Here is a 12,845-nt window from a genome sequence, read left to right as displayed (position 1 = left end):
CACTGCCTATAAAACCGCACGAAGCAAATTCTATAAGCTTCTCCCTGTCTGTTCTCAGGTTACTATTTTTTTTGTCTTACATCACTTCAAAGAACTTAGTGTCACTCATTTGTGACTCTGGTCAGATCCCGGTAACTCGCGTTTTCCGATCCGTTTTTTTCCCTTCCTTGCTGAAGGGAGTGCAAAGGTAAGAGGATAATTTTAACTTCCAATAACCTTCCCAAAATTTAATTCCTAAAGTTTCTTAGAGGCTAACCCCTCTCCGCTTTATCCCCCTTCCGTCCTGAAGGGAGCGCAAAGGTAAGTGATCATTCCTGACTTCCTAGCACCCTCGCAAAATTAATTTTTCAATACTTTCTGAGCTTCTCAACTCTTCCCTTTTCCGACGCCGTTCGCCTCGTTTGGGAGTGCAAATATCTACCTTTTTATTTTATTGACAAGAGCAGGCACAAAGAAAATCATAAAAAAGTGGGAGGATTTTCGCAGTCCATTAATTATCAGGACTTTTGTTTTTTGTAGAGCGGTACCGTACTACATGGCTCTCCATACATAATGGATTTTGCACGGCTTTGTACTAGTGCGATTATTTTGCCGTAGGCGAATAAAGGAATGGGGAAATCACTACATCCTTTAACTACAACTGGTCTATCCACAAATGACTCTAGGTCTAATTTTTTCAAACAATCCTCAGAAATCATCACTTCAAGCTCTTTTAAATCGCCAATGGCAAAGCCACGAGCAAAAGAATGAAGGTAAGTACCGACTAACATAAATGCCCAATTCGGAACAATTGCATCCGCAGTGCATGTGATCGCTACCCATTTATTCTCATACTGGGCCCAATCGATTTCCTTCAGAGCTGCCCTGAAATCCTTTTCCCTTAGAATTAACTCTTGAAAGAGAAAAGGCTTCAGATCAAACATCACACGTTCTTCCTTCGGATAAATCTCTTCCAGGTTAATCGTAATGATCGGACTACTTGCAACTCTATTTATTATTTCACTCATATAAGCAATGGATTCTTTTTGGACTGAAGGGCTTTAAACTCCTTCAGATAATTTGGGACAAAATAAGCCAGGTCGGCAAACTCTCCTTTTTGAAACTTTTCAAAAGCCAGAACACCTACATACTCGGCTGATATTTTTATATCTAGAAAAACCGCATTTGCCTGATGAATTACCTTTGATACTTTCTCTAATGCATCTCCCACAAAATAGACTTTACCCTTGTCAAGCAAATCGGAATATGATTCCTCATCGATGACCTCCGAGTCAAGTTTTCTGACAGAATTCAAATCCTGATCAAACACTTCCCTATAAACTTCCATCCGGCGAGCGTCTAGCATAGCCACTATCAACCCCGTTTCCTTGTTATTTATTAATGACTTTGCTCCGTATGACAGCGCTTTCATCGTGCGAACTGAAATCAGAGGTATATCACCCGCGAATGCTAAACCTTTAGCAACTGAAACACCAATTCTTAACCCTGTATAAGATCCTGGCCCCTCAGATACTGCTACTGCATTTATTTGCCCAATCGTAATCTGACATTCATCAAGGAGAGTAGCTATCATCCCCATCAATTTCTCAGAATGAGCTCCTGGAACGTCTAGAGATTTCTCTCCTATCAACACTCCGTTCTGATGAAGTGCAATGGAACAAATCGTTGTGGAAGTCTCCAGTGAGAGAATAATTGCCATAATCCCTATTTTGATGAGGCGGTTAAAATGGTTTTGATTTTCGCGGGCTCCTTCAAATACTCTTTTGCAAGCATCACATCTTCGTCACCCTGCAATCCAGCTTGGATCATTCCCTCCTGAAAGTAGTACCTAGAAACGATTTCCTGAGATAGGATTTCTTTGATCTCCTCCTTATTGGTAACCAAATCTTGCTCTTTGCTATGATTCACTCTCTTTTCAAGTAAATCTATCTGAGCTTTGATCTCTTCATAGTAATCTACTTTCTCTGCATTCTTTCGCATATCCTCCACAGATTTCTCTAAGTAGGTAGTGTAATCGTATTCTTTTCCGACTAGCCATTTTACAAAACCATCATAATCTGCATCCGAGATAGAAAAGCTGGATGGATCATCAATCTTAGCGTGCTCATAGAAGTACTTTGTACCATAATCAAACACGTGATTTCTAGCCACCAAACTGTAAGAAATTGGCGCATAGCTTTTCTGCTCCATTTTTTTGTCAGGCTCTATTCCCGCACCATCCAATACTTTTCTGCCATTTTTAGTGTAGAACACCTTTCTCAAGGAGTCAGGAACAGTAACCAATTCATTGCTTTCTCTACTTTGTAAATAATCAATAGCCTGAATACAGCGCCCACTTGGAATATAGTATTTAGCAGTAGTCACTTTCATCTGAGCATTGTAAGTCAGCGGTACTGTAGTCTGAACCAACCCTTTGCCAAATGATTTTCTACCAATTAACACAGCCCGATCATAATCCTGCAGCGTACCAGCAACAATTTCTGATGCAGAGGCGCTATGCTCATTGAGCAATACGACCATTGGAATATCCTTATCCACCGGAGTTTTGGTAGTCTTATAGGTGTAATTCACATTTTCAAGCTTACCTATAGTCTTAACCACCTCTTTACCTTTTGGAATAAAAAGGTTAATAATCTCAACGGCTTCATTCACCAATCCACCTGGATTATCTCTCACATCTAACACCAAACGATCTATCCCTTGGCTTTTCAAGTCAACCAAGGCATTTCTAACTTCAGTGGAAGCATTGGTAGTAAACTCAGCCAACTTGATATATCCTGTATGCTCATCAAGTTTCCCATAGTAAGGCACATTTTTAATTGCGATTTTCTTTCTGACTATGTCAAATTCAAGCGTATCCATATCTCGTTTCACTTGCAAATGTACAGGCGTGTTTGCTGGACCTTTTAGAAGTGTTGATACATCAGCCGTCCCTAGGCTTGTAACGTCAGTTGTGTCTATTTTTAGAATATAATCAGCAATCTTCAAACCAACGGTTTGAGCGGGGAAACCTGTGTATGGCATAATAACCATACTTCCTTCGCCTCGATTACCTATCAAAGCTCCAATCCCTGCATATTCGCCTGTAGTCATCATGCGATAATCGTCTGAATCCTCTTCAGGTACATAGGTAGTATAAGGATCTAGTTCTTCCAGCATCGCGTTGATCCCGATAGTCACCAAAGCATCCGGATCAATATCATCCACATAATAGGAATCCAGCTCCCTTATAAGCGTAGCGAAAATGTCAATATTCTTAGCTATCGCAAATAGCTTATCGTTTTTAGCTTTGAATGCAAAAAATCCTGTAAGTACAAATGCTCCCAATACGAAGATCAGGAGGGATTTTTTCAATGATTTATTCATATGATTATAATTTATCTTCAATTGCCATATGGAATCTCGCAAGGTTTACAATCATCCCAGAGTGTGACTTTTTAGTCATGCTCGATTTCATGTGTTTATAATTTTATTTCAAAGGTCACATGGAATCTCGCACCAAATAATCATTCCAGTGTAGGACGACGTTGGTCATGCTCGATTTCATGCTTTTTTTGGTTTTCGCTTACAATGCTGGCCAATTTTTTTAGAACCAGAGTGATTTTAGTCTGAATTTCTAAGAACTCCATCAAATCCGAACTTACATAAATTAAGCCAATAGACATAGCTGGTGCAGAAGGCGGGATCAGATCTTTATTAAGCCTATAAGCCTCGCGTATTCTTCTTTTCACGAAGTTACGCCCGACGGCTTTTTTGATCTTCTTCTTCGAAACGGAGAAAAGTACCTGCGAGGTTCCACTACCCTGATCCTTTTTAACAAAAAATTGGACTTTAAATGGGTATAAAAAAAAAGAGGAACCTTCGTTAAAAAGTTCCTTGATAAGTTTGTCGGCATGAAGCCGCTCACTTTTTGGGAGTCTGTAATTCATCACAAGGACTTAATTGCATGTAAACATACAATTATCAGTGCTAAGAATTACTTCTTCAATGTCTTTTCGGAAGAAACAGACAATTTATGTCTTCCTTTTGCTCTTCTAGCTTTCAGTACTCTTCTACCGTTAGCAGAAGACATTCTTTCTTTAAAGCCGTGCTTATTTTTTCTTTTTCTACGAGAAGGTTGAAATGTTCTTTTCATGATCGAATATCTTTATCTAATTGCTTTCTATTTCTTTGTTCCCCAGGTTCACCCCTGAAAAGGACTGCAAAGATAAGTACCATTTCTTAAAATTCAAACAGGGTAAAAAACATTTGTTTGAAATCATTCAACTTCACAATGATTAAATACCACATAAAATCAAAGAGCCCAGTATCCCAATTCATAGAAATCAAGCTATTCATCCCTGTGAGGCATCTTTCGCAGGTAAGATTGCAACTTCCTGCTTGGCGGGCAGGGCGATATCAGCTGGCAAATTACGTTCAAAATATTCGGAATCTCAACGTATACTCACCTGCAGGAAAGCAGATTTTAGCCTCTAAACTCACCAAAGATTTGTGGGAATTCACTCCTGATCATGTGGGTGACTACGAAGTGCGCTACGAATATTACTGTGCAAAAATGGATGCAGGTTCTTGCTGGGTAGACGACGAGCAGATATACTTAAACTTTGTCAATTGCTGTTTTGATGTCGAAGGCAGGTCAGACGAAAAGATCCAGGTCGAAGTCGCCTATCCCAAACACTTCCAATCCTGCACTACTTTGCTAGCAGAAAATAACGAATTATTTGCCTCCAACTTCCAGCAACTGGCAGACGGAAGCTTTCTGGCTTCGCAAAGTTTGACTCATGAGTCCTTTGAAATCGATGATGTAATATTCCATCTGTGGTTTCATGGGGAAGTCCATTTTGATTTAGCTGAGTTTAAAGCAAACGTCCAACGGTTCTCAGAAAAGCAAATCGAGGCTTTCGGGGAATTCCCAGTTGATGAATATCATTTCATCTATCAACTCCTGCCCTATCCTCACTACCATGGAGTGGAGCATCAGCGAGGCACGGTAATCACCTTTGGGCCTGCAGAAAGCTTGGTAGATAGAATGCATATGAATGAACTCATGGGTGTGAGTTGTCATGAACTCTATCATGCTTGGAATGTCTGTCAGATCAGACCAAAAGAAATTATGCCTTACGACTTCTCAAAAGAAGCATATCACGAAGCTGGATGGATAGTAGAAGGAGTTACAACTTACATGGGAGACATTTTCCTTCTACAATCTGGCTATTTCTCGTTGAGAGAATACTGTGAAACGTTTGAAAAAGTGCTGAACAGAGAATCCGTGAACTTTGGTTGGCAGAATCAATCCATTCTAGAATCTAGCTTTGATCTATGGATAGACGGGTATGTTGCTGGAATTCCTGATAAAAAGGTTAGCATCTACACCCATGGTGCTTTGATCGCCTTTTGCCTGGATGCGATGCTCTTGGATGAAAACTCTACTCTCCATGAAGTGATGAAGATACTGTGGAAGCGTTTCGGGAAACCTAAAATCGGCTACAGCCTAGATGAGGTTTGGGAAGTCGTGCTCTCACAAACGGAACACCCTATTTATTTCAATCAATTCTATGATGATTTTATCACAGGTAAAGAAGATATTTTCCCTGTGGTAGGGAAGCATCTCGCTTCTTTAGGCTTCGAACTTGAAACCAGAAGTAGAGAAGACAACTTATCTTCTTCTTACGGTATAATTAAACTGGATGAAGGTAAAATTACTAAACTCCACCCAAACAGTGAGGCTTCCAAGAAACTTATGGTGGGTGACTTGATTAAATCACAAGAACTGATATCCACTGGTATTAACTTGTCTATAGATAGATTTGGTAGAAATCTAGAAATAGAATTATTGATTTCTCATGAGCAATTATTTAGAGACCATCTCATCGTTGACAATAAAAGTAATCCCAAAAGAGAAGCTTGGATAAATGGCTAAAACAAAAGGGCTGTCTTCACAGACAGCCCTTTTAAAACTAATATTTCATTTACGCTCTAATTAAACACAGAGTCATCCAAATCCTGATTGAACTTAATAGAAGTAATCTTGGCTTCCAATGGCATCGGTATCATACTATTTTTAATGATCATAGTCATTGGCATCATTAGCCCGTCGACTTCCTTATAATCCTTATATACGATAGTTCCTGCTACTTTTGATTCCGTTTGCAGCTTCAGGCCGCTAGCCACACTGTAGTATTCTGTGGTATTAGCATCTCCTCCAGCTTCAAAAGACAGCTTATAAGCTTGCTCGCCCTCTACCTCCTCAGTTCCATCATATATCACAGTGATACCTAATTCTTCCAAATACAATTCACGGAACAGATATACTTGATTTTTCAGCACATCAGCCACTTGCGCATCTGTTAAGACTTGTTCTTGACCCATCGCGGACACCGAACCAGCTCCATCTTTTACAACAGTCTTGGAAACCACATTACCGTTCATCTCGGTCACATTCACCATCCGTTGGTTTTCCTGATCCGTCACTCCAGACATAATCAGTTGCATTCCCTGAATCTCAGCTTGCATGTTCATTTCCATGTTACGTACTGATTTCATCTTAGTCTCTCCACCAGTCGCTTTGACGTAATTATCGATTACTTCCTTGACAGAATTTTCAACAACACGTTTAGATGAAACTTCCTTTTCTACTACACTAGCTTGTGTAGTCAATGGCGCTGCAAGCAGGCCAAGAGCTAATACTAATATGCTTTTCTTCATTATTATTTAGTTAAAATCTGCCTCAGTCAATTCCGGATTGATTTCAAGACTTGTGATTTTTGCCTCAAGTGGAACAGGAATCATCGCCGACTTGATGGTCTGAGTCATTGGTATCAAAACGCCGTTTTTCTCCTCATAATCACTGTAGAACGTATCTCCTGAAACAGGGTTCTCATTTTTGATTTTCAATCCAGATTCAACTGAATAGTAATTAGTCACAGTAGATCCTAATGGAGTGGTGACGATTACTTTGTATGCAGGAGTTCCCTCTACATCCTTAATTCCGTCCAACGTCAAAGTATATCCCATAGCTGCGAAATGCAATTCAGGTAAGAAGTAGGTGCCCAGCTTTGCTGCATCCACTTGCTCGTCTGTCATTGCCATAGATTGACCTTGCACACTTGCAGTCCCTTTACCATCCTTCACTACGGAAGTTTGCATTACATTTCCTCCCACAAGCGTCTTCTGTGCAAATCTCATATTTGCATCATCATGGATTAATTGAATGGTTAACTGTGTACCCATCACTTCTGCTACCATTTCTAGTTTCGCAGCTTTGATGGATTTTGCTTTATCCATCCCCCCTATTGCAGCAATATAATTTTCAATCACTTTTTCAGAAGTCATATCAGCATCCACAGCTACCATTTCTTTGGCGGGAAAGCCCATATTATCATACATCGTCACTTCTCCAAACTGTGCCAGTTTATCCTTAATCTCTGTACCATTACCTACTGCAGTGATATAAAGCTTACTTGGATCTATCAGATCGCCAGCAGTTTTGTTGATATCAGCGACGGTCAAAGCATTCATTTTTTGCAAATATGTTTCGTAGTAATCTTTAGGAAGATCATACCGCTCGATATTCAAGGCAAAATTCGCTATCGCTGCCGGGCTTTCTAGAGATCTTCCAAATGAGCCAGCTAGGTTAGCCTTCGCCTTATCCAATTCTTCCTGAGTTACTCCATCTTTTACCAATCGGTTGATTTCATAGATGAATTCATAGACTGCAGAATCCGTCACCTCTGTACGAACTGAAGCGCTAGCAGAGAATTGTCCAATAAGTTTGTCAGCAGCGAATGAAGAATAAGCTCCATAAGTGTAGCCTTTGTCCTCGCGAAGATTCATGAAAAGTCTTGATGAAGATCCTCCACCAAAGATTTGATTCAAAACTCTACTTGAAATATATTCCTCATCACCAAGCGTCAAATCAATCGGCTGAGCAATATCAATCACAGTTTGCACAGATGAACTGCGATCCACCAAGCCTACAACATTTTTGGTCGCTGGAGCCGGAGCATCATAGGTGAATTTCGGCACATCTCCACTTTTCCATTTTGAAAAATGCTCCTTCACTACTTTCTCCGCTTCCGCCTTACTCATATCACCCACAATAGCTAAGTAAGCAATATTCGGTTTGAAGAATGTTTTATAATAAGTTTTCAAATCCTCCACACTCACGTTACTCAGTGAAGCTTCAGTAGTTACTTCGCCATAAGGATGATCTTTTCCGTACACCATCGCATTGGAAAGTCTACCCGATATAGCATTTGGCTCATCCTTACTAGTAGCCAAAGCCGTCAGCGATTGCTTCTTCAATTTCTCCAATTCTTCTTCAGGAAAAACAGGATTATACAACACATCAGCCATCAAGTCAAGAATTTTGCCCTGATGCTTTTTAAGTGAGGATGCAGAAACGGAAGTAGCGGAAACACCGAGGTTAGCTCCAATAAAATCAACTTCTTCGTCTATCTGATCCTTGGTCCGGCTGGTAGTACCTGCCATCATCATCTGACCTACATAACCCGTCAAACCGGCTTTATCGCCTTCAAATAAAGGATCTCTTTCAAGTACTAGCGTGAATGAAACTCGAGGGAGCTTATCATTTTCTACTACAAAAACTTTCAGCCCATTGTCCAGGGTAAAAGTCTCTGCCTCGCCTATTTTAATTACGGGCGCTGGCCCAGCTTTTGGGAATTGACTTCTGTCCACCTGAGCAAAGCTCGCGACAGACACCAAAAGGCTCAATACAAAGGATATTGTTATTTTTAACATGTCATTTCGATTAATAAGGTGAATCAATTACTGAGCTGGTTCAGCTGCCTTTGGCAAATAATACAAAACTACGCGACCGTCTAGTGTCAAATACTCTTTGGCTACTCTCTGAAGATCAGCCTTTGTCACTTTACCGTATGCTTCCATCACCTTATTCACGTACTGTGTATCACCGTAAATCACGTGAGCCTCCGCAAGGTTTTCAGCTACTCCTGCCATTGAAGAGTTTCCACTCACGATATTATTCTCCATGATATTCTGAAGCTTCTCAAAATCCTTGTCTGAGATTCCCTGATCCTGCACCTGCTTGATCAACTTATCTATTTCTGTTTCCAGATCCTTTGGTTCTACGCCCATGTTGGTAATTCCATACATGATAAAAATGCCACCGTCTTCCAAATCCAATGGAATCGCAGCCAATGCTAGAGCCTTTTGTTGCTTATCTACCAACTCTTTGGTCATCAAGGAAGAATTCCCGCCTGTCAGGTAAGTAGAAAGCATAGACATGGCATAAGAATCCTCATCCGTTTTAGGAGGAAGATTGTACGCCTGAATCACCGCAGGAATCTGAATATTGTCATAGATGATATCTCTGATCTCAGCAGTTTTCTTTGGCTCCTTTATATCAGGTCTATAGATCGCTTTCGTACCCTTAGGGATTTCAGAGAAGTATTTTTTCACCCACTCTTCCGTCGTCTTGTAATCTATATCTCCGGCAATGGTCAAAGTTGCATTGTTTGGCACATAGAAATCCTTGTAGAACTGCTGGAATTCTTCAATGGAAGCTGCGTTCAAATCATCCAAAGAACCAATTGGCGCCCAACGGTAAGGATGCTCAGTATAAGATCTTTTCAGAGTTTCGATTAGAATACTTCCGTAAGGTCTGTTATCATAGCTCTGACGCTTTTCTTCTTTTACCACTTCGCGCTGAGTCTCCACTCCCGTCATATCCACTTTAGAATGAAGCATACGCTCACTTTCCATATAAAGTGCGAGCTCCAATTCATTGGAAGGCAATGACTCATAATAATAAGTAATATCATTTGACGTGTAGGCATTCAGCGTACCACCGTGTGCCTGAATAATATTCATGTATTCTCCCCGGTCGATATTCTCAGTTCCTTCAAACATCAGGTGCTCAAAAAAGTGTGCAAAACCAGTTCTGTCTGGCTGCTCATTCTTAGAGCCTACATGGTAAAGAACTGAAGTCACCACGATTGGCGTGGTATTGTCTTGGTGCATGATTACATGCAGACCATTGTCCAAGTCAAATTCCTTGAACTCAATTTTGGTTTGTGAAAAAGCCGGGACGCTTAGCATCCCTGCCACTAACCCCAAAGCAGTAAGTTTTCTCATCATAGTATATTGGATTTTATTCTCATTCTTTAATCTGGAAGAAGATCTATCAGTGCAGTCTTTTCAAAAGCCTAATTCAACGCTGATATAACCATTCGACACAATTTTACCCTAAAAAAATACTATTAATTGTAATCTAAAAATTTAGGATAAAATTTTAATAAAAAATAAGGCCCTGAAAAATCAATTTCAGGGCCTTATTTTATGGATTTAGCTTTGCCAAAATATCCTTCGCTTCATGCCATTGTAATCTTGGACCATATTGACTTACGATCTTCGAACTAGCCATCGATGCAAGTTTCCCACTCGAAGCATAACTATGGCCATTAGTAATACCATACATAAATGCTCCTGCAAACATATCGCCTGCTCCATTGCTGTCAATCGCCGTAGTAGCATAAGGTTCAATATCAATAAAGGTATCTCCATCAAAGATCATTGCGCCGTTTTTACCTTGGGTAATCACAAAGTGCTTGGCTACTTTTTTCAACTCTTCACGAGCCTCCAGCAAATTGTCTTTGCCAGTGAAAGTCATCGCTTCTTCCTCATTTGCAAAAAGCAAATCCACACTTGCTCCGATCACTTCTGCCATCGGATCCTTGAAATACTTCACCATCGCTGGATCAGAAAAAGTCAAGGCTACTTTTACACCATTTTCTTCAGCGGTTTTCTTTGCATGAATCATCGCTTGCTTCCCGTTCTCAGAAGTAATCAAATAACCTTCTATATATAAATACTGCGAATCTTTGATCGCTACTTCATCTACATCTGCAGTGGAATAGGTCTCAGTGATTCCCAAAAATGTATTCATGGTACGCTCGGCGTCTTCGGTCACCATTACCAGACATTTACCGGTTATTCCTTCCGCTAAATTGCTTTCATTCAGATTGTGTGAAACTCCAGCGTCATTCATGTCATTCATGTAGAAATGACCTAGTTCGTCATTGGCAACCTTACAGGAATAGTAGGATTTCCCTCCAAACTGCGAAAGTGCAATCACTGTATTTCCAGCTGATCCACCACACTGCTTCTTTGCTTGCTCGGTATTGATGACTTGCATCAATGCATTTTGGCGATCCTCATCTACCAAAGTCATCAATCCTTTCTCTACGCCATTGTCAGCAAAAAACTGATCTTTTACTTTGAACTCTATATCTACTAAGGCATTTCCAATGCCGGTTACGTCGTATTTTTTCATTTTTTATTCTGTATTGGAAAATTGAAATATTTTAAAAACTAGTCCGCCGTGGCGGATTGGAAGATTGGGTTTCAAAGGCGGTAAAGTTGAAAGGTGGAACATGTCAGACTGAGCGAAGTCGAAGTCATTAAGAAATCGTCCTCTTGCCTTCAGACTTTCGTCTTGCAGGTGCTCGGACTGACACCAGTCAAATTGTATCTTGCTCACCATTCGAAATGATAGAATTGGAAAATAGGGTCAAATACTACTTTGAATCTCGTACTTCGTATATCGTCAATCGAAGATACGGTGTCTTTCAAAAGGCTTCTCTCTGTCAAATAAGAATCTATAGGTATGGTGCGTCTTGTAAATATCTGCCAAAAGCTGTTCGCAAACACGCATCATCTTTGGATTGAAATCCCCTATCCAGTTCATCTCAATAGTTTTGTATTGGAAATCTGGCTTGCCACTCATCTTGTCGTAAGTGATGATCATCGCACTTTCCACACCTTTTCCCTGATGCTCCGGCACTACTCCAAACACCAAACCGAGCATTTTGTTAGGCGGTGAAAAGGTTTTGTACCATAGAAATTTGAGTTTACCAATCAGATCCATCTTGCCATTCACATGCTTGAAGATCTGATTAATTTCCGGGATCTGGATAAAGAATGAAACCGGCTCTCCTTTATAAAAACCAAAGTAGATCAGCTTTTCGTCAATGATTGGTTTCATCTTGGCAAACATCATCTGTGCTTCTTTTAGTGCAAGTGATTTGCCCATGTGCCTGGCCCAAGCTTTATTATACACAGTCATGAAGTACTCTGGTGCTTTTTCTTTTAGCTCCTTTCCTTTCAAGTAATGGAATTCATAATCAGGATTGTCCATGACTACTTTTGCTCGGGCTTTCATTTTATCATCAAAGCCCAAGTTCTGTACAGGCCTGGCGTAGGTAAATTGCTTGAAGTAAATCTGAAACCCGTAATCCTCGAAAAATTTCTGATAATAGCCAAAGTTCCAAGGCATATTATAGTTCGGCTCAGTGAATCCATCTACGAGCAATCCCCACCATTTGTCGCGCTCGCCAAAGTTGATCGGGCCGTCCATGGCTTCCATTCCTTCGCTTTCCAGCCAAGCTTTCGCCGTGTCAAAAAGTAAATATGCTGCTTCCTGATCGTTGATACACTCGAAAAAGCCCAATCCACCCGTAGGTTGCTTTTCCTTCATCTTTGGATTGATGAAGGCAGCTACACGTCCGATGGTTTCTGCTTTGTCATTTTGCAAAAGCCAGCGCTTAGACTTTGCTCCATTTCTAAAAAGCTTATTGGTTTCCTTGTGAAAAAGCCCCTCGATATCTGCATCAAGAGGCCGAATCCAATTCTTTTCATTTTTATACAACCTGACGGCCATCTCGATAAACTCTTTCTGATGGGCAGCTGTGGTGACTTCGATCAAATTCATGAGATTATTATTTGTTCTTCAATTGCCTCATGGAATCTCGCAAGTGACATACTCATCCCTGCGTCTGACTTCCTAGTGGTGCTCGATTTCATTC

The 12,845-nt window shown here is 40.5% G+C and carries 11 protein-coding genes; 1 reads left to right on the top strand and 10 read right to left on the bottom strand.

Features of this window, described 5'->3' with window-relative positions; all coding sequences use genetic code 11:
• Positions 1-497 precede the first annotated feature (497 nt).
• The 5 genes from ESV85_RS17730 to rpmH all read right to left on the bottom strand — a co-directional run bounded on the left by ESV85_RS17730 (position 498) and on the right by rpmH (position 4,135).
• The gene (locus ESV85_RS17730; RefSeq protein ID WP_146919968.1) at positions 498-1,007 is read right to left on the bottom strand and encodes a DUF2480 family protein; all 510 of its coding nucleotides are present in this window, start codon (positions 1,005-1,007) and stop codon (positions 498-500) included.
• A complete protein-coding gene (gene tsaB / locus ESV85_RS17725) occupies positions 1,004-1,699 on the bottom strand; it encodes a tRNA (adenosine(37)-N6)-threonylcarbamoyltransferase complex dimerization subunit type 1 TsaB (protein ID WP_146919966.1) in 696 nt (231 codons plus the stop codon). The genes ESV85_RS17730 and tsaB overlap by 4 nt, the downstream gene beginning before the upstream one ends.
• Positions 1,700-1,704: 5 nt before the next feature.
• Positions 1,705-3,366, bottom strand: a complete 1,662-nt coding sequence (locus ESV85_RS17720) for a S41 family peptidase (protein ID WP_146919964.1) — start codon at positions 3,364-3,366, stop codon at positions 1,705-1,707.
• A gap of 140 nt (positions 3,367-3,506) precedes the next feature.
• Positions 3,507-3,929: a ribonuclease P protein component gene (gene rnpA / locus ESV85_RS17715; RefSeq protein ID WP_146919962.1), complete on the bottom strand. Its 423-nt coding sequence runs from the start codon at positions 3,927-3,929 to the stop codon at positions 3,507-3,509.
• 47 nt (positions 3,930-3,976) lie between these two features.
• Positions 3,977-4,135 (bottom strand): 50S ribosomal protein L34, encoded by a 159-nt coding sequence (gene rpmH / locus ESV85_RS17710; protein ID WP_092900477.1) that lies wholly within the window; start codon positions 4,133-4,135, stop codon positions 3,977-3,979.
• 138 nt (positions 4,136-4,273) lie between these two features.
• Between rpmH and ESV85_RS17705 the strand changes: the two genes are divergently transcribed.
• A complete protein-coding gene (locus tag ESV85_RS17705; protein WP_146919960.1) occupies positions 4,274-5,920 on the top strand; it encodes a M61 family peptidase in 1,647 nt (548 codons plus the stop codon).
• A 56-nt stretch (positions 5,921-5,976) separates the two neighbouring features.
• Here ESV85_RS17705 and ESV85_RS17700 read toward each other — a convergent pair whose 3' ends face one another.
• From ESV85_RS17700 to ESV85_RS17680, 5 genes are all read right to left on the bottom strand, one after another.
• Complete coding sequence (locus ESV85_RS17700; protein ID WP_146919958.1) at positions 5,977-6,705, bottom strand: outer membrane lipoprotein-sorting protein; 729 nt, start codon at positions 6,703-6,705, stop codon at positions 5,977-5,979.
• Positions 6,706-6,711: 6 nt separating this feature from the next.
• Positions 6,712-8,760 (bottom strand): M16 family metallopeptidase, encoded by a 2,049-nt coding sequence (locus ESV85_RS17695; protein ID WP_146919956.1) that lies wholly within the window; start codon positions 8,758-8,760, stop codon positions 6,712-6,714.
• A 27-nt stretch (positions 8,761-8,787) separates the two neighbouring features.
• Entirely contained in the window at positions 8,788-10,116 is a 1,329-nt protein-coding gene (locus ESV85_RS17690) for a M16 family metallopeptidase (protein ID WP_146919978.1), read from the bottom strand.
• Positions 10,117-10,318: 202 nt separating this feature from the next.
• On the bottom strand, positions 10,319-11,314 hold the full coding sequence (locus ESV85_RS17685; protein WP_146919954.1) for an adenosine kinase: 996 nt from the start codon (positions 11,312-11,314) through the stop codon (positions 10,319-10,321).
• A gap of 273 nt (positions 11,315-11,587) precedes the next feature.
• Positions 11,588-12,751: a hypothetical protein gene (locus tag ESV85_RS17680; protein ID WP_146919952.1), complete on the bottom strand. Its 1,164-nt coding sequence runs from the start codon at positions 12,749-12,751 to the stop codon at positions 11,588-11,590.
• Between the last annotated feature and the right edge of the window lie 94 nt (positions 12,752-12,845).

The sequence above is a fragment of the Algoriphagus aquimarinus genome, assembly GCF_007997215.1.
Classification (GTDB): domain Bacteria; phylum Bacteroidota; class Bacteroidia; order Cytophagales; family Cyclobacteriaceae; genus Algoriphagus; species Algoriphagus aquimarinus_A.
The sequence above is the reverse complement of the archived record's forward strand: the minus strand, read 5'-3'. Positions and strand labels throughout refer to the sequence as shown.

What these genes read in the sequence shown, in the direction of transcription:
- rpmH (WP_092900477.1), bottom strand. Translation starts at nt 4,135, where the DNA reads ATGAAAAGAACATTTCAACCTTCTCGTAGAAAAAGAAAAAATAAGCAC.
- rnpA (WP_146919962.1), bottom strand. Translation starts at nt 3,929, where the DNA reads ATGAATTACAGACTCCCAAAAAGTGAGCGGCTTCATGCCGACAAACTT.
- ESV85_RS17685 (WP_146919954.1), bottom strand. Translation starts at nt 11,314, where the DNA reads ATGAAAAAATACGACGTAACCGGCATTGGAAATGCCTTAGTAGATATA.
- ESV85_RS17700 (WP_146919958.1), bottom strand. Translation starts at nt 6,705, where the DNA reads ATGAAGAAAAGCATATTAGTATTAGCTCTTGGCCTGCTTGCAGCGCCA.
- ESV85_RS17705 (WP_146919960.1), top strand. Translation starts at nt 4,274, where the DNA reads ATGATTAAATACCACATAAAATCAAAGAGCCCAGTATCCCAATTCATA.
- ESV85_RS17680 (WP_146919952.1), bottom strand. Translation starts at nt 12,751, where the DNA reads ATGAATTTGATCGAAGTCACCACAGCTGCCCATCAGAAAGAGTTTATC.
- ESV85_RS17720 (WP_146919964.1), bottom strand. Translation starts at nt 3,366, where the DNA reads ATGAATAAATCATTGAAAAAATCCCTCCTGATCTTCGTATTGGGAGCA.
- ESV85_RS17690 (WP_146919978.1), bottom strand. Translation starts at nt 10,116, where the DNA reads ATGAGAAAACTTACTGCTTTGGGGTTAGTGGCAGGGATGCTAAGCGTC.
- ESV85_RS17730 (WP_146919968.1), bottom strand. Translation starts at nt 1,007, where the DNA reads ATGAGTGAAATAATAAATAGAGTTGCAAGTAGTCCGATCATTACGATT.
- ESV85_RS17695 (WP_146919956.1), bottom strand. Translation starts at nt 8,760, where the DNA reads ATGTTAAAAATAACAATATCCTTTGTATTGAGCCTTTTGGTGTCTGTC.
- tsaB (WP_146919966.1), bottom strand. Translation starts at nt 1,699, where the DNA reads ATGGCAATTATTCTCTCACTGGAGACTTCCACAACGATTTGTTCCATT.